Raw genomic sequence first — 17738 nt, forward strand, 5'->3', positions numbered from 1 at the left:
TGAACAAAGGTATCATAGTTTTGTGCTTTTCGCAATACCGAAATGTAGGTATTTTGTTGTAGATACATATCCGTAAAACCATAAATTGTACGACCCCAAGGAATAAAAAAAAAAGGTTGCAAATGAAGCGCTATATACAGCCTCATTTGCAACCCTGCAATCATTTATATATATATCAGCACACATTACAACGCTTTCTTGATAAAGGTTGCAGATGGCAGATAAAAATAAACAATTAAACCTCTTCAAAGTCTACATAGTCGCCCTCGTCCTTGCCGAATATCTTGCGGTTTGCCTGTTGTGTAGGGCGCTCGTCGTAGAGTTCTTCATAGACGTCGGATGTTTGCGAACTGTCTGTTGTAGTTCTTGAACTGCTGTTTGTACGGCTGTTGTTGGTTGATGATGAATTGCTCCATGCCGAACCATTGCCAGCAGATGTCGTACGTCTGCCAGCCGAAGCCCCGTTGGCAGCTTTGCCTTGTGCCGTAAAGTGGCGAGCCATTTGCTTGACGCGCATATACATATATACCATTACGCCAATGATGAATACTGCCACGAGCAGAGCTACGAGGAATATTGATTTTAAGAGTAGTCCGAATATAGCCATAACATATTTTGCCTTAGTTGTTTCTTTAAATGGTTGATAATTGCTTGCTATGTTTATATGGACAAACACTATGCCATTTTTTATTTTTTCTTGCTTGCGACAATCAAGTCGTCAATGCAAGAGATGATGAAATACCAAGCTATGATTACCCAAAAACTCTCAAGTAACCCCAGCCATACTATCATTAGTACAGAGAACATGATGAACGAGTAGCGTAGCTCGTTGCCCTTCCATCCCCATTGCTTAAACTTTAGGGCGAACATCGGAATCTCTGATACCATAAGCCAACTGCTGATGCAAACCATAACCAATAAGGCTGGGATCATTAGCGGAGACGATTCAATAAAATCGCTCTGCGATACAAGCAGCGAACCCCAAAAGAGTGCGTTGGCAGGAGTAGGCAGTCCAATGAACGAGGTAGTCTGTCTGGTGTCAAGGTTAAACTTGGCAAGGCGTATTGCCGAGAATGCCGCCATTACGAAGGCAAAGTAGGGCACATATGCGCTTACGGGTGCAAGTACCGATGGATACTCTAATATGGATAGTTGGTTGAAAACAATTGCTGCCGGCGCAACACCAAAGGTTACGTCGTCGGCAAGAGAGTCAAGCTCCTTACCGATAGGCGAGCTAACACTAAAGAGACGTGCGCTCATGCCGTCGAAGAAGTCGAATACGGCGCCCATAACAATCCATAATAGTGCAAGCTTTGTGTCTCCGCAAAGTGCAAAGACTGTTGCTATGCATCCTGATATGAGATTGCAACAGGTGAGGGTGTTTGGTATGTTGCGAGTTATTAAGTTTGCCATAATTCGAATTTCGTGTTATTTGTTACAATATATTATTACTGTTTCGGCTGTGTCTTTTACTTAAGCTTTGCTATAACAGTCTGGTCGCCAGTGGTGGCTTGACCCATTTTTACGCATATCTCAGTGCCTAATGGCAGGTACACGTCTACACGTGAGCCGAACTTGATAAATCCGAGATGCTCGTCGATATAACATTCTTCACCTTCCTTGGCATATGTTACAATGCGTCGTGCCACAGCACCTGCTATCTGTCTGCATAGAATGTCTGTGCCTTCGGGTGTTGTTATTATCACGTCGGCATGTTCGTTCTCCTCGCTTGCCTTTGGCAACCAAGCCTTGTGGAAGTTTCCGTTGTGGTGTGCCACCAACTTAACCTTTCCGTCAACTGGGAACCAATTGGCGTGTACGTTGAATAGGCTCATGAAGATGCTCACCATAATACGGCGCTCGTGGAAGTAAGTATCCTCGTCCACTTCCTCAATTACTACAACTCGTCCATCGGCAGGTGCAACAACAATCTTGTCGGTGTCTTCTTGCGGAAAGTAGCGGATAGGGCAGCGGAAGAAGTTGATAACAATGCAGTAGACAGTACCCATAACGGCAGTAAAGCACCAGAAAGGAGCCTTGTTGTCCAAAAAGCGCCAAAGCAGTAAGGCTATGGCAGCAATTGCGATGAAGCCATATACGAGAGTGTCTGTGCCTTCACGGTGAAGACGTATTTTCTTTAGTTTCTTAATTCTTTTGATCATTTGTTGATTTAGTGGGGTTAGGCTTGTTTTGATTTTCGTATTAATTCTTTAATTATGTGTCGTGGTAACAAGTTTATTTTTTACTTGTGTTGCATAGACACGGGATATCTGTGCAAAGATAGCTGTTTTTTATGGAAATGACAAATTTTTTAATGTTTCTTCACTGCTACGCACAATATTCATATCTTGTAACTTATAAATTGTTAGATATTTCAATAACTTTCTGTATCTTTGTACTTCAAAACAAAAAAAAGAAGTTTTCGCACTACATGGAAGATTTTATTCATCTACACGTTCACACCTACTATTCCATTCTTGACGGACAATCGCCCGTGCAGAAGATTGTAGACAAGGCTGTGGCCAACGGCATGCGCGGTATGGCCATTACCGATCACGGCAACATGTTTGGCGTAAAAGAGCTGTACAACTACTGCAATAAGATTAACGGCAAGCTGAAGGATGAGGGCAAAGAACCTTTCAAGCCTATCTTTGGATGCGAGATGTACGTGGCACACCGCCGCAAGTCAGACCGCGTTAAGGAGAAGGGCGACATGGGTGGCTATCACCTCATAGTTCTTGCCAAGAACTATAAAGGCTACAAGAATCTTATCAAGCTTGTTTCGCGTGCTTGGGTAGACGGCTATTATATGCGACCACGTACCGACCGTGAGGACTTGGAGAAGTATCATGAAGACCTTATTGTATGCTCGGCTTGTATTGCAGGCGAGGTTCCCTCAAAGATATTAAAGGGCGATATGGCTGGAGCACGCGAGGCTTTGGAGTGGTATAAGCGTGTATTTGGCGACGATTATTATCTGGAGCTTCAACGACATGAGGTGAAAGACCCTCATCAGCGTGCCAACCGCGAAACCTTCCCTTTGCAGCAGCGAGCCAATAAGGAACTTATCAGTCTTGCGCATGAGTACGGCATAAAGCTTGTATGTACCAACGACTGCCACTTTGTTGACCAGGAAAATGCTGAGGCTCACGACCATCTTCTATGTCTTGCTACTGGTAAGGATCTTGACGATCCTAACCGTATGCTATACTCAAAGCAAGAGTGGTTTAAGACACGTGAGGAGATGAACGCTATCTTCTCTGATGTGCCCGAAGCCTTGAGCAACACTCTTGAGATATTGGACAAGGTGGAATTTTATTCCATCGACCATGCACCTATCATGCCGTTCTTCCCCATTCCTGAGGAGTTTGGCACCGAGGAAGAAACCCGTAAGCGCATATCTCCAGAGCAATTGTTCCGCGAGTTTACTACCGACGAGAATGGCAACGAGATTATGTCGCACGAGGATGCCGAGAAGAAAATAAAGAAGCTTGGCGGACTTGACAAGCTGTATAGAATAAAGTTCGAGGCCGACTATCTTGCCAAACTTGCCTACGATGGAGCAAAGAAACTTTATGGCGACCCGCTTACCGACGAGGTGCACGAGCGTATAAAGTTTGAGTTGCATATTATGAAGACCATGGGTTTCCCAGGCTACTTCCTTATTGTGCAAGACTTTATCAACTCGGCACGTGATGAACTTGGCGTTATGGTAGGACCTGGACGTGGTTCGGCTGCCGGTTCGGTAGTGGCTTATTGTCTTGGTATTACAAAGATAGACCCTATTAAGTACGACTTGCTGTTCGAACGTTTCCTTAACCCAGACCGTATCTCCCTTCCTGATATTGATACCGACTTCGACGATGATGGACGTGGCAAGGTGCTGGAATGGGTAGAGGATAAGTACGGACACGATAAGGTGGCACACATTATTACTTATGGTACCATGGCTACAAAGAACTCCATTAAGGACGTAGCCCGTGTGGAGAAGTTGCCGCTTGATATCAGTAACCGTTTGTGTAAGGCAATCCCCGACAAACTACCTGATGGTCTGAAGATGAATCTTCCTAATGCCATCAAGTGTGTACCCGAATTGCGCGATGCCGAGGCAAGTGCCAACCCGTTGTTGGCAAATACTATTAAATATGCCAAGATGCTTGAGGGTACCGTGCGTGGTACGGGTATCCATGCGTGTGGTACTATTATTTGCCGCGATGCAATAAGCGAGTGGGTGCCTGTATCTACAGCCGAGGACAAGAGCGACCCAGGACACAAGTTGCTTGCAACTCAGTACGACGGACATGTTATCGAGGAGACTGGTCTTATCAAGATGGACTTCCTCGGACTGTCTACTCTCTCTATCATGAAAGAGACTGTAGAGAACATCCGTCTGACACAAGGCTTCACATTAGACCTTGACACGATTCCTATCGACGACGAACTTACATACAAGCTGTATCAGGAGGGACGTACAATAGGTACATTCCAGTTTGAGTCGGCTGGTATGCAGAAGTATCTGCGCGAACTAAGGCCTACTGTCTTCGAGGACCTTATAGCCATGAACGCCCTTTATCGTCCGGGACCTATGGATTACATCCCCTCGTTCATTGCCCGTAAGAATGGCAAGGAAGAGATTAAGTACGACATCCCTTGCATGGAGAAATACCTCAAGGACACCTATGGCATTACTGTGTACCAGGAGCAGGTGATGCTTCTGTCGCGACAACTTGCCAACTTCACCCGAGGCGAGTCGGATGCTTTGCGTAAGGCTATGGGTAAGAAGAAGAAGGCCATTGTTGATGCAATGAAGCCAAAATTCATTGAGGGTGGAAAGAAGAATGGACACGACCCGAAAATACTTGAGAAGATATGGGCCGACTGGGAGAAGTTTGCTTCGTACGCTTTCAACAAGTCGCACGCCACATGCTATTCGTGGGTGGCATACCAGACAGCCTATCTCAAGGCACATTATCCTGCCGAATTCATGGCGGGCAATATGAGCCGATGCATTAGCGACATAACGAAGATTACAAAGCTAATGTCTGAGTGCCAGTCTATGGGTATTCCGTGTCTTGGACCCGATGTCAACGAGAGTCAGCGCAAGTTCTCGGCCAACAAGAAGGGTGAGGTGCGATTCGGCCTATCTGCTATCAAAGGCATGGGCGATGCTGCTGCTGTCAACATTATAGCCGAGCGCGAGAAGAATGGACCTTATAAAGACATCTTCGACTTTGTTCAGCGTGTCAACCTTTCAGCCGTTAACCGTAAGGCAATGGAGTCGTTAGCCCTTAGTGGTGGATTCGATTCGTTTGGCATACGCCGCGAGCAATACTTCGGCCTTAATGCCAAGGGCGACACATTTGTAGAAACTCTTCTAAGATACGGACAGGTATATCAGTCGGAACAGTCGTCTATGCAGAACTCGCTATTTGGCGATATGGGGGGCGTGGAGATAACAACTCCGCCAATACCAACAGTTGAGCCTTGGAGCACAATGGAACTGCTTAAGAAGGAACGCGAACTTGTAGGCATCTATCTTTCAGCGCATCCGCTTGACGATTATGCCGTAGTGCTTAACCATATGTGCAACCTTAAGTGTACGCAAATAGGGCGCGAGATGGACAAAAAAGAACTGTCTAAGTTTGAGGAACTATCGTTTGGCGGCATCGTTACATCCGTGTCGTCGCGTTGGACCAAGACCAATAAACCCTTCGGTATTGTCACTATCGAAGACTTTGAAGGCGCTGGCGAGATAGCTCTATTTGGTGAGGAGTGGACAAAATGGCAGAGTATGTTGCAAGAGGAATATCCCGTCTACATCACAGCAAAATGTCAGCAACGCTTCCGCAACAACCCCGACGCCTATGATTTGGTGATAAAGAAGATAGAGTTCTTAAGCGATGTAAAGGACAAGTCGATAGACAAGTTTACCATATACATCGACTCTACCTTGTTTGCCGACTCGTGCATGACCGACCTCGAGACGATGTTGCGCAGCAATACGGGGCAGGTGCCGCTTTACTTTAACATTCACGATATCGAGCACAACACCAATATCGAGATGTTCTGTCGCAATGTTGCGGTGGATGTCAACAAGAAACTACTGACATTCCTTGACGAGATGGACAAGCAAGTAGGCGAGCACCAAAGTGTGCGCTATGCAATTAACTAACAGCAGGAGGCGCTGTTGCAAGTATTTGGCACAGACTTTGATATTAAAAAATTATCAGCTTTGCATTATTGATAAATCATTAGCGATATATATAACAATAAATAATAAACCCAATAAAATTTAGGAAAAATGGAAGTAACAATCACAAACGAGAACATCGAGCAGTATAAGAATGGCTCTCTGCCATTGGTGGTAGACCTTTGGGCAACATGGTGTGGTCCTTGTCGCATGATAGCTCCTATCGTGTCGAAACTTGCCGAGGAATACGACGGCAAGATAGTTGTAGGTAAGTGCGACGTTGAGGAGAACGACGATGTAGCTGCAGAGTATCGTGTACGCAATATCCCTACATTGCTCTTCTTTAAGGGTGGCGAACTCGTAGGCAAGCATGTAGGTGCCATTACAGAGGGCGACCTCAAGGCAAAGTTCGACGAACTGCTGTAAGCTGACACCTTATAATATAATAAGTGGCGCAAACCATTAGGCTGCATATCAGCATAAAGGTTTGCGCCATTATTGTTTTTGGGTTCATCCGATATTTGGAGTGATACAAGCTGGAGTTTATCGTGGAGGTTGGTATCTTGATGTTGGTGTAATGGACGTATAAATTATAGCTCGTATAATGAACGTATAATTTTACTTGTAGTTCTTTTGTATGTAGTTCCCACAGAATGCACAGACCACACAGAAGCCTAGGGGCTTAAGCTTTTCGAATCCACAGAATGGCCTACGCTTCGCGATGCAAGAATCCACAGAAATGATTGCTTGCGCCACCATAGGCAGCGAACCATGCTTAACCTCGGCGACGCTACACAAGCAATCAATTCTGTGCCTTCTGTCGTATGACGCGCAGCGTCTATACGCTCTGTGGATTCCAAAACTTTAAGCCCGTAGGCTTCTGTGTGGTCTGTGCGTTCTGTGGGAACTACAAGCAAAGGAGATACAAGTACAAGAGCCTCTCCCCGATAAACTGCAATTTACAATTCTATCACTCCAAATTCTGGATGAACCTGTTTTGGTTGGTGCCAGATATCGAATGTGGTGCAATAGAAGGCTATATACGGGATGTACTTTGTTTATATTTCTATCCCAATTAGCCCAGTACCGTTTTTAGTACCATATAACTGGTACTGCAGTTTCATATAACTGGTACTGGAGTTTTATATAACTGGTACTGCAGTTTATATTGACTGGTACTGGGGTTTATATTAATATACAAGCAGCTTGCATCTATATGCCTGCATTTTTTCGAATATTTTGTCACCTAATTCAGTATGTTTCATTGTTTTTAAAGAAAAAGTCGCTATCTTTGTAGCTCTTCGCATTGAAGTACAGAATATTTATAACAATTACGCCTGAAAACGTATATATTACGCTCAAAAACGTATAAACCAAAAAGATATGGATAACAATACAGTAAACAATGTTGACAACCTGGAGGTAAAACCCCACTCATGTGCCGACTCGCAGAACTTTTGGCTGTGGCTCGGAGCGCTTGTCATTGGTGGCGTGCTTGGTATGCTCGGCATCGAATGGATAAATACGGCTGCCAACTTTATAGCCACAGTCTTTACACGCTTGTTCCAGTTCATAGCCGTGCCTACTATTGCTTTGGCCGTAACTATTACGCTTGCAACATTCGGAACACGTAAGGACACGGGCCGAATATTCCGCCGTACCATTACCTATACTCTGCTTACAACGATAGCTGCTTCGGCTGTGGGCATGTTGCTCTATCGTATTATCAGTCCTGGCAACTTGCCTACCGAACTTGTGCATAGCAGCAAGGCTGCCGACGCTATACCGCATGAGGTACAGGGTGCCGCGTCTTATTACGAATATGTGTTGGGCATTGTGCCCGACAACATTATGCGACCCTTCTTCGAGGGCAACGTTCTCTCCGTGCTTCTTATTGCCGTTGCCGTGGGCATAGCGCTTGCCAAGATGCCCGATACCGACAACAAACGCACGCTGATGAGCGGACTATCTGGTCTGCAGGACCTTGTGTCAAAGCTCATCCATTGGCTTATCCACGCCTTGCCATTAGGCATTCTTGCCTTTGCAGCACAATTGTCGGCTGAGGTTTCAACAGGAGTAGTGGTGTCGTCTATAGGCAAGTATGTAGCCGTGATATTGGGTGGCAATGTGTTGCAGTTCTTTGTTGTGCTGCCATTGTTCTTGGTGGCTCGTGGATTAAATCCAATAAAGGTTATGCGCGCAATGACGCCAGCTGTGCTTATGGCTTTGTTTACCAAGAGCTCGGCAGCTACATTGCCGGTAACAATACAAAGTGCTGAGGAACGACTGGGCGTAGATTCAAAGGTGGCGCGATTTGTGCTTCCTATCTGTACTACCATAAATATGAATGGCTGTGCAGCCTTCATCTTCGTAACCTCATTGTTTGTTATGCAGAATGGGGGAGTGGATTTATCGCTTTCCACAATGATAGTATGGCTCTTTATATCCGTAATTGCTGCTATAGGCAATGCCGGTGTGCCAATGGGCTGCTATTTCCTTACACTATCTCTGATGTCGGGTATTGGTGCCCCGATAGCAATATTAGGAATCATCCTACCCGTTTTCTCTGTGCTTGACATGATAGAAACAGCCGAAAATGTATGGTCCGACTCGTGTGTTGCGGCAATGACCGACCACGACCTTAAGAGAGGATAATAAAAGAGAGGGAGTCAAAATGGAAGTTAAAGGAAGTTTTGGCCCCCTCCTTTTAATTATAACACCTTTCCGCCCAATACCACCTTATTGACTATAGGTGTGGTGTAGGCGTAAGGAATGTAGTAGACCGACGGTAGTGGGGTAGTAATAAAGAAGTTTGCCACTTTACCTTTGGCTATGCTACCATAATTCTTGCTTTCGCCCATAGCGAATGCGCCGTTGATTGTTGCGGCATTAAGAGCCTCGTTGGGCAGCAATCTCATCTTTATACAAGCCAATGAAACCACAAACTTCATATCTCCCGAAGGTGTAGAGCCAGGGTTATAGTCGCTGGCAATTGCTACTCCCAATCCAGCGTCTATCATCTTGCGACCCTTGCCATAAGGCATGTTAAGGAAGAATGAAGTACCTGGCAATAGGGTAGGCATAGTATTGCTGTCGCGCAGAATGTCAATTTCCTCCACCGTCATACTTTCGAGATGGTCTACCGACAAAGCATTATGTTTAACCCCAATCTCTACACCACCCGACGATGCAAGTTCGTCTGCATGAATTTTTGGCCGCATTCCCCACGTGGCAGCAGCTTCAAGAATACGGGCAGTATCCTTGGTTGTAAAGAATCCGCGGTCGCAAAACACGTCCACAAAATCGGCAAGGCGTTGACGTCCCACCTCAGGTATCATCTCGTTGATGATAAGCTCCACATACTCGTCTTGCGACATGCCTCGAGCTACGGCGTGCGCTCCAAGGAATGTAGACACAATCTTAGCTGGCGAACTCTCCTTCATACGTTGTATAACGCGTAGCATCTTAAGCTCGTCTTCAAGGTTAAGGCCGTAACCGCTCTTTATCTCTATACATCCGGTGCCCTTCCTTATTACCTCGTCCAGACGTGTCATTGCCTGACGATACAAATCGTCCTCCGAAGTGTTGTGCAAGAGATCAGCCGAATTGAGTATACCACCACCACGTTTAGCTATCTCTTCATAGCTAAGTCCGTTGATTTTGTCAACAAACTCTCTCTCCCTACTTCCTGCATAAACGATATGCGTGTGCGAGTCGCACCATGATGGCAACACCATTCCGCCTTCTGCGTCTATGGTGTTGTCTATATCCGATATATGTGGCATGCCGTCTGCCATACTGCCAAACTGGGCAATGCGTCCGTCTTCTATAAGTAGCCAGGCATTGTCAATGGTGTTGAATGTAGCCATCTCCTTGCCTTGCAGACGTGGTTTGGGTTTGTATTCAATACCGGTAAGGCAACTTATGTTCTTTACAAGTTGTTTCATAGTATTACTTCCTCAAGAAATCAATAGAGTGTGCAATATGTGGATACATTACCTCGTCGTCAACTATGAATGGCACAACCTTGCGGTAGTTGTTGTGTATAGTCTCTATTATTTCAGACGACCTTAACGGGCGACGGAAGTCGAGTGCCTGTGCCGCGTTAAACAACTCAATGGCAAGCACACGCTCTGTATTTAGCACAACCTTGTACAGTTTTATGGCAGCGTTGGCACCCATACTTACATGGTCTTCCTGACCTTGGCTTGACGGAATGCTATCTACAGACGATGGTGTAGCCAACGATTTGTTGAGGCTTACTATAGAAGCAGCTGTATACTGAGGTATCATAAAGCCACTGTTAACACCTGGATTGGCTACAAGGAAACTGGGCAAGCCACGTGTGCCACTAACCAACTTGTATATACGACGTTCGGATATATTGGCAAGCTCGCACATGGCAATAGCAAGAAAGTCCATAGGCATGGCTATTGGTTCGCCGTGGAAGTTGCCTGCTGATATTATAATATCTTCGTCTGGACAAACAGTAGGATTGTCGGTAGCCGAGTTTACCTCCACGTCAACCACCGACCTTACATATTCTATAGTGTCCTTCACCGTGCCGTGTACTTGCGGAATACATCTGAACGAATAGGGGTCTTGCACGTATGTCTTGGGTTTCTCAATAATCTGACTGCCCTCAAGAAGTTCTCTCATACGAGCTGCCGTAACAATCTGTCCCTTGTGTGGACGCACTTGGTGTACTGCATCTGTAAAGGGAGCTGTAAGTCCGTAGTAGGCATCCAACGACATTGCGGCAATCTTGTCGGCCCAATCGCTAAGGCGTATAGACTGCAACAATGCCCATACAGCAAAGGCTCCCATATTCTGCGTACCATTGAGCAAGGCAAGACCTTCTTTTGAGGCAAGTTTTATAGGTTGCCAGTCGAACTTCTGTAGAACTTCAGCTCCCGACATAACCATGCCTTTGTGCTCTACCTCACCCAATCCTACCAAAGGTAGGCTGAGATGGGCAAGTGGAACTAAATCGCCAGAAGCGCCAAGTGACCCTTGCATATAGACTACAGGATATATCTCATTGTTGAAGAAGTCGATAAGGCGGTTGACAGTAACAAGCTGACATCCCGAGAAACCATAGCTCAACGACTGTATCTTGAGCAATAGCATAATCTTTACAATATCGTTAGGCACACGGTCGCCAGTACCACAGGCATGCGACATCATAAGGTTGATTTGTAGTTGAGCCAAATAGTCGGAGCCGATACTAACGTTGCAAAGCGAGCCAAATCCGGTAGTGACACCATATATAGGTGTGGTAGATTCGGCTATCTTGCGGTCAAGATACTCGCGGCAGTCAACGATACGCTTGTGTGCATCATCGCTTAATTCTATTTTGTATCCACCATATACTATCTCGCCAATACGCTCGATAGAGAGGTGTTCGGCTGAAATCTTGTGAATCTTCATAAACTTAGGCTTTAGGATTGTTGGTTGTAATAGGATTTTTTAGTTGGCGTATTTGTTGATGATGTCGTCGTCCACAATGTTAGGCATTGTTACCTGCAAGCCATGCGAACGCATCATCTCGCGCTCAATACTGTGTATAGAGCCTTCGTTGCGTGCCCATGCACGGCGGGCAATACCATTGTTTACATCCCAGAAAAGCATCTCTTTGATGTGGCGATCGCTGTCTTTGCTTCCGTCTATCACCATACCGAAGCCACCATTGACAACCTCGCCCCAGCCTACACCTCCGCCATTATGCAACGATACCCATGTGGCACCGCGGAAGGAGTCGCCTATAACGTTCTGTACAGCCATATCGGCACAGAATTGTGAGCCATCGTAAATGTTGCTTGTTTCGCGGAAAGGCGAGTCGGTACCTGATACATCATGATGATCGCGCCCAAGTACTACGGGACGTGAGATTTCGCCCTTGCGTATTGCCTCGTTGAATGCCAGGGCTATCTTAGAACGTCCTTCGGCATCGGCATAAAGGATACGCGCCTGCGAACCTACAACAAGATGGTTGCGGCTTGCCTCACATATCCAGTGTATATTATCAGCCATCTGTTCCTTTATCTCGTCTGGCGCGCTCTGCATAATCTCTTGCATAACACGTGCAGCTATCTCATCGGTCTTGGCAAGGTCGGCTGGGTTGCCCGATGTGCATACCCATCTGAATGGACCGAATCCATAATCGAAGAACATCGGACCCATTATATCTTGCACGTACGACGGATATCTGAACTTGCCATCCTCATTACATATGTCGGCTCCAGCTCGTTTCGACTGCAAAAGGAAGGCGTTGCCATAGTCGAAGAAATACATGCCGTTTGCCGACAGACGGTTAATTGCAGCCACTTGTCTACGCAATGAAGCTTGTACGTGTTCGCGGAACTCGTCGGGGTTATCAGCCATCATTTTCTTCGATTCTTCTAATGTAAGGTCGGCAGGATAGTATCCTCCTGCCCATGGATTGTGCAGAGAAGTTTGGTCGCTGCCTATATCCACGTGTATGCCCTCATCGGCAAGACGCTCCCAAAGGTCAACCACATTACCCACGTATGCCATAGACACCGTACGTCTGTCGGCTACACTCTTGCGTATAGCCGGTATCAATTCGTCAAGATTGTCGTGAAGCTCGTCCACCCAACCTTGGTCGTAGCGCTTCTTTGCTGCAAGTGGGTTTATCTCTGCCACTACGCTTACCACGCCGGCTATATTGCCTGCTTTAGGCTGTGCACCCGACATACCTCCAAGGCCAGACGATACAAACAGCATTCCGTGTATGTCATGCGCCGCGCCTTTGGCTTTTATCTGCTTGCGGCAAGCATTTAGTACGGTTATGGTGGTGCCGTGTACAATGCCCTGCGGACCTATATACATATACGATCCAGCAGTCATTTGTCCGTACTGGCTTACACCAAGAGCGTTCATGCGCTCCCAATCGTCTGGCTTCGAGTAATTGGGTATAACCATGCCGTTGGTTACTACCACTCTCGGTGCATTTTGATGTGATGGGAACAGGCCAAGCGGATGTCCTGAGTACATAACTAAGGTTTGTTCGTCGGTCATCTCGCTAAGATATTTCATCACCAGGCGATATTGAGCCCAGTTTTGAAAAATAGCTCCGTTGCCTCCATACACAATGAGTTCGTGCGGATGCTGTGCTACCTCAGGGTTGAGATTGTTCTGAATCATCAGCATTATTGCAGCTGCCTGCTCGGAACGATGTGGATACTCGTCTATCGAACGGGCATACATCTCGTAACGAGGACGATAGCGGTACATGTATATACGGCCATACTTGTTGAGTTCGTCGATAAACTCGGGGGCCAAATCGGCATGTAGATGCTTGGGAAAGTAGCGTAGTGCATTGCGCAGAGCAAGCTGTCGCTCCTCGTGTGTTAGTATTTCCTTGCGTTTAGGCGCATGGTTTATGGTGTTGTCGTATGGCATTGGCTCGGGTAGAAAGTCGGGTATGCCAAGCTTAATTTCTTCTGAAAAGGTCATAGATTAAAATTTTATGGAAGTCCAATACTTATAACTTACTCTCCACTAATGCCGTAATCTCCGCCTCCACCTTATTAGCCTTAGCTATAAGTTCGTTAGCCTCGCCAATAAGAGCCTCAGCCTTAGCGCGGTCTTTCAGCGATCCTGCATTAATCTTTACGTTCATGCCAGCTCCAAGTACAGCGGCACGTGCAGCCAATGCACCTACACCCGCATCCGATACGCTGTTAGGATTGCCTGTCTCTACCATCTTACGGCAAACATCAAACACCTCGAACGAGGTCTTCATAGTATCAAGCGGCACCTCTGCAGCAAACAATGTAGCCGTTTGTATAGCTTCCGATCGGGCCGCCTTCTCTTCAGGAGTGTTCTTAGGCATGCCGAATGCAGCCATAATACGGTTGAAAGCTTCGGTGTCCTCGTCTACAAGATGCAGCAAACGCTCTTGCAGAGCCATACCCTCTTCGGCTACATTGGCAAACTGTTGCCATTGCTCGTCCCAACCAGGTTTATGACTTGACAGATTGGCAACCATTGTGGCCAACGATGCACCTAATGCGCCCATATATGCCGATACAGAACCACCGCCAGGAGCCGGACTCTCGCGTGAAGTCTCCTCGGCAAATCCCTTGACAGTAAGGTCAACCAATAGATTATGCTTTTCGTCATCGGCTGCCATTACATATTCTATAATCTTCTCTTCAGGCTTAAACTCCTTAAGGTCAGATAGTCCTAACGACTTGATAGCAATGTCGAGAACGTCCTTTTTGGGTATGCCGGCAGAACGCTGCTGCTTGGCAAGGAAGTAACGTCCAGCTTCGATGAGCGTGCGTTCGGGAACAAGACCTACAATCTCGGTTCCTGTAACCCTTAAACCTCTGTTTTGTGCACAGCGACAAACTTCGTCGAAAGCCTTGTGCAGCGGAGTGACATTGATGTTGGTTATATTCATCGACACTTGCGCAATGCCATACTCGTCGATGTACCAGCCAATGGCCTTGGTACACTTCAAGGTGCCAGGCTTCATGATAGGAGTACCGTCGGCATAGAGAAGTTTTTTGCCTGTAATAGGATTACCCTCTCGCATAGGTCTGCCTTTTTCTCTCACGTCAAATGCAATGGCGTTGGCTCGACGGGTGGAGGTAGTGTTAAGGTTGAAGTTGACTGCAATAAGGAAGTCTCTTGCTCCTACAACAGTACAACCAGTGCGAGCCACTTGCTCGTCGTAAGGACGTCGTCCAAAGTCGGGAGCTTCGGCATCATTGTCAATACGCTCGGCTATACCCTCGTATTCTCCTTTTCGACAAATAGCAAGGTTTTGGCGTTCTGGGGTAAAGGCGGCAGCCTCGTAGCAATAGCAAGGTATGTTAAGCTCGTTGGCAATACGCTTGGCAAGGTTGCGCGAAATCTCAGCACACTCTTCAAGTGTAATTCCACTTACTGGTACAATAGGCAGCACATCTGTAGCGCCTATACGTGGGTGGGCACCGTGATGCTGGCGCATATCTATTAGTTGTGCGGCTTTGGCTACAGCCTTAAAGGCAGCCTCGACAACGTTGTCGGGTTCGCCTACAAAGGTAACTACGGTTCGGTTGGTGGCTTCTCCAGGGTCTACGTCAAGCAGTTTTACACCCTTAACGCTCTCCACTTCATCCGTTATCTGACGGATAATGTTCAAGTCACGGCCTTCGCTGAAGTTAGGCACACACTCTACAATCTGCTTCATTTTTGCCATAGTGTAAGGTATTTTGTTAGTAGTAAATATGTTTTGTACATAGGTATTGTCAACGCTGTGTAGTCAAAGTCTTAGAGAAATGCTATTGTCAGTCCAGCCATAACAATGCTAACCATCGACATAAGCTTGATGAGGATATTGAGCGAAGGACCAGAGGTGTCCTTGAATGGGTCGCCAACGGTGTCGCCAACGATAGTAGCCTTGTGGTTTTCGCTGCCCTTGCCCTCGAAATGACCCTCTTCAATCATCTTCTTGGCATTATCCCATGCACCACCAGAGTTTGACATGAATACCGCGAGAGTGAAACCTGCTGCAAGGCCGCCAGTAAGCAGACCGAGCACACCTGCTACGCCAAGCACCAAGCCTACAACGATAGGGATGACGATGGCAAGAAGCGAAGGAATTATCATTTCGCGTTGTGCGCTACGGGTGCTTATCTCTACACAGCGACCATAGTTAGGTGTAGCCTTGCCTTCAAGTATTCCCTTTATCTCGCGGAACTGTCGGCGTACCTCTTGAACCATTGATTCTGCAGCACGACCTACTGCTCCCATGGTCAAGCCACAGAATAGAAATGCTGCCATTGCTCCGAGGAATGCTCCCACCAAAACCTTAGGATTGATGAGGTTTACCTGGAAGAAGTTGATGAAATCTATTGTTGTTGCATTCGTTGGGTCGAAGATGTTGCCTGCAGCATCCACATACTGCTTGCCATTCTCTACCGCACGAATCATCGCAATCTTTATTTCCTCTATATACGAAGCCAAAAGTGCCAGAGCCGTCAAGGCTGCAGAGCCAATGGCAAAGCCTTTGCCTGTGGCAGCTGTAGTATTGCCAAGAGCATCCAGAGCGTCTGTGCGCTCACGCACTTCTTCACCCAGTCCGCTCATCTCTGCATTTCCTCCTGCGTTGTCGGCAATAGGACCGTAAGCATCTGTAGCAAGGGTGATGCCTAAGGTTGACAGCATACCTACGGCTGCAATACCGATACCATAAAGACCGGTGCTTATCGACTTTGCCGAAAGCGACATGTCGAAACCATTAGCGCAGAGATAGCTCAACATGATGGCTACCGAAATGGTGACAACAGGAATCATTGTAGAAATCATTCCCGTGCCTATACCTTTTATAATAACGGTAGCAGGACCTGTTTGCGAAGCCTCTGCTATCTTCTGTGTTGGCTTATAGCTATGCGAGGTATAATATTCTGTAGCCTGACCAATCACCACTCCTGCTACCAAACCGCTGATTACAGAGAACGATAATCCAAGCCAATTCTCGATGCCCAACAGATATAATATAATAAATGTGGCAACGGCAATGAGTCCGGCACTTACATTGGTGCCAAGACCGAGAGATTTTAATAGCTCCTTCATCGTTGCGCCCTCCTTGGTGCGAACCAAGAAGATACCTATTAACGAAAGGAAGATGCCTATGGCTGCGATAATCATTGGTGCAATGACAGCACGTAGCTGCATGTCGCCATTCATAGCAAAGGCTGTAGCTCCTAAGGCTGCTGTCGACAATATCGAACCGCAATAGCTCTCGTATAGGTCGGCACCCATACCGGCAACGTCGCCCACATTGTCGCCCACATTATCGGCAATAGTAGCAGGATTGCGTGGGTCGTCCTCTGGAATGTTAGCCTCTACCTTGCCTACAAGGTCGGCTCCCACATCGGCAGCCTTGGTGTATATACCACCACCTACACGAGCAAAGAGAGCCTGAGTAGAGGCACCCATGCCAAACGTAAGCATAGTGGTGGTTATAGTGACTAAGGCTGTTGCCTCGCCATCATAAACAGCATTAAGAACAACAAACCAAATGGCAATATCAAGCAATCCAAGACCTACCACAACCAAGCCCATAACGGCACCGCTGCGGAAAGCAATCTTCAATCCCTTGTCAAGACTTGAGCGTGCTCCGTTGGCTGTACGAGCTGAAGCATAAGTGGCAGTCTTCATACCGAAGAATCCAGCCAATCCTGAGAATAAACCACCAGTAAGGAATGCGAATGGTACCCATGGGTTTTGCACCTGTAGCACATAAGCCATGAACGCAAAGATGATAGCGAGCACAATGAAGACAATGGCTACAACCTTGTACTGCTGCTTGAGGTAAGCCATGGCACCCTTGCGTACGTGTGCCGCAATTTCCTTCATTCTGTCGGTGCCTTCCTCCTCTTTCATCATCGAGCGGAAGAAGAACCATGCCATTGCCAAGGCTACAACGCTGGCAATGGGGATTAGCCAAAATACTAATGGGATGTTGTTCATAATTATGTATTAATTAGGTTTGTAATAGATTCGATAGGTCGTTGTGATGAAACGATTT

11 protein-coding genes are annotated in these 17738 nt (G+C 46.7%); 3 read left to right on the forward strand and 8 right to left on the reverse strand.

The window, feature by feature from the left end; all coding sequences use genetic code 11:
- Window positions 1–235: 235 nt before the first annotated feature.
- The 3 genes from C9991_RS05545 to C9991_RS05555 form a co-directional block, all read right to left on the reverse strand.
- Entirely contained in the window at window positions 236–607 is a 372-nt protein-coding gene (locus C9991_RS05545) for a DUF4834 family protein (protein WP_106811566.1), read from the reverse strand.
- Between the two features lie 80 nt (window positions 608–687).
- Window positions 688–1413, reverse strand: a complete 726-nt coding sequence (gene pssA / locus C9991_RS05550; protein WP_106811567.1) for a CDP-diacylglycerol--serine O-phosphatidyltransferase — start codon at window positions 1411–1413, stop codon at window positions 688–690.
- Between the two features lie 56 nt (window positions 1414–1469).
- Entirely contained in the window at window positions 1470–2162 is a 693-nt protein-coding gene (locus tag C9991_RS05555; RefSeq protein ID WP_106811568.1) for a phosphatidylserine decarboxylase family protein, read from the reverse strand.
- Between the two features lie 269 nt (window positions 2163–2431).
- Here C9991_RS05555 and dnaE point away from each other — a divergent pair, with 269 nt between their 5' ends.
- The 3 genes from dnaE (at window position 2432) to C9991_RS05570 (ending at window position 8845) form a co-directional block, all read left to right on the forward strand.
- Window positions 2432–6172 (forward strand): DNA polymerase III subunit alpha, encoded by a 3741-nt coding sequence (dnaE, locus tag C9991_RS05560; RefSeq protein ID WP_106811569.1) that lies wholly within the window; start codon window positions 2432–2434, stop codon window positions 6170–6172.
- 129 nt (window positions 6173–6301) lie between these two features.
- Window positions 6302–6616, forward strand: a complete 315-nt coding sequence (trxA, locus tag C9991_RS05565) for a thioredoxin (protein WP_106811570.1) — start codon at window positions 6302–6304, stop codon at window positions 6614–6616.
- A gap of 957 nt (window positions 6617–7573) precedes the next feature.
- The gene (locus C9991_RS05570) at window positions 7574–8845 is read left to right on the forward strand and encodes a dicarboxylate/amino acid:cation symporter (protein ID WP_106811571.1); all 1272 of its coding nucleotides are present in this window, start codon (window positions 7574–7576) and stop codon (window positions 8843–8845) included.
- A gap of 56 nt (window positions 8846–8901) precedes the next feature.
- Here the strand turns inward: C9991_RS05570 and hutI are convergent, their stop codons facing one another.
- The 5 genes from hutI to C9991_RS05595 all read right to left on the reverse strand — a co-directional run bounded on the left by hutI (window position 8902) and on the right by C9991_RS05595 (window position 17680).
- Complete coding sequence (gene hutI, locus C9991_RS05575; RefSeq protein ID WP_106811572.1) at window positions 8902–10137, reverse strand: imidazolonepropionase; 1236 nt, start codon at window positions 10135–10137, stop codon at window positions 8902–8904.
- A 4-nt stretch (window positions 10138–10141) separates the two neighbouring features.
- A complete protein-coding gene (gene hutH, locus C9991_RS05580) occupies window positions 10142–11620 on the reverse strand; it encodes a histidine ammonia-lyase (RefSeq protein WP_106811573.1) in 1479 nt (492 codons plus the stop codon).
- 39 nt (window positions 11621–11659) lie between these two features.
- Window positions 11660–13669, reverse strand: a complete 2010-nt coding sequence (hutU, locus tag C9991_RS05585; RefSeq protein ID WP_106811574.1) for a urocanate hydratase — start codon at window positions 13667–13669, stop codon at window positions 11660–11662.
- A 28-nt stretch (window positions 13670–13697) separates the two neighbouring features.
- The gene (ftcD, locus tag C9991_RS05590; protein WP_106811575.1) at window positions 13698–15404 is read right to left on the reverse strand and encodes a glutamate formimidoyltransferase; all 1707 of its coding nucleotides are present in this window, start codon (window positions 15402–15404) and stop codon (window positions 13698–13700) included.
- Window positions 15405–15475: 71 nt separating this feature from the next.
- Window positions 15476–17680, reverse strand: a complete 2205-nt coding sequence (locus tag C9991_RS05595; RefSeq protein WP_106811576.1) for a sodium-translocating pyrophosphatase — start codon at window positions 17678–17680, stop codon at window positions 15476–15478.
- Window positions 17681–17738: the final 58 nt, after the last annotated feature.

It is taken from the genome of Prevotella merdae (assembly GCF_900290275.1).
Taxonomy (GTDB): domain Bacteria; phylum Bacteroidota; class Bacteroidia; order Bacteroidales; family Bacteroidaceae; genus Prevotella; species Prevotella merdae.

Coding starts and splice junctions, on each gene's coding strand:
- C9991_RS05545 (WP_106811566.1), bottom strand. CDS start 607: ATGGCTATATTCGGACTACTCTTAAAATCAATATTCCTCGTAGCTCTG.
- C9991_RS05570 (WP_106811571.1), top strand. CDS start 7,574: ATGGATAACAATACAGTAAACAATGTTGACAACCTGGAGGTAAAACCC.
- trxA (WP_106811570.1), top strand. CDS start 6,302: ATGGAAGTAACAATCACAAACGAGAACATCGAGCAGTATAAGAATGGC.
- hutI (WP_106811572.1), bottom strand. CDS start 10,137: ATGAAACAACTTGTAAAGAACATAAGTTGCCTTACCGGTATTGAATAC.
- ftcD (WP_106811575.1), bottom strand. CDS start 15,404: ATGGCAAAAATGAAGCAGATTGTAGAGTGTGTGCCTAACTTCAGCGAA.
- C9991_RS05555 (WP_106811568.1), bottom strand. CDS start 2,162: ATGATCAAAAGAATTAAGAAACTAAAGAAAATACGTCTTCACCGTGAA.
- hutU (WP_106811574.1), bottom strand. CDS start 13,669: ATGACCTTTTCAGAAGAAATTAAGCTTGGCATACCCGACTTTCTACCC.
- dnaE (WP_106811569.1), top strand. CDS start 2,432: ATGGAAGATTTTATTCATCTACACGTTCACACCTACTATTCCATTCTT.
- hutH (WP_106811573.1), bottom strand. CDS start 11,620: ATGAAGATTCACAAGATTTCAGCCGAACACCTCTCTATCGAGCGTATT.
- C9991_RS05595 (WP_106811576.1), bottom strand. CDS start 17,680: ATGAACAACATCCCATTAGTATTTTGGCTAATCCCCATTGCCAGCGTT.
- pssA (WP_106811567.1), bottom strand. CDS start 1,413: ATGGCAAACTTAATAACTCGCAACATACCAAACACCCTCACCTGTTGC.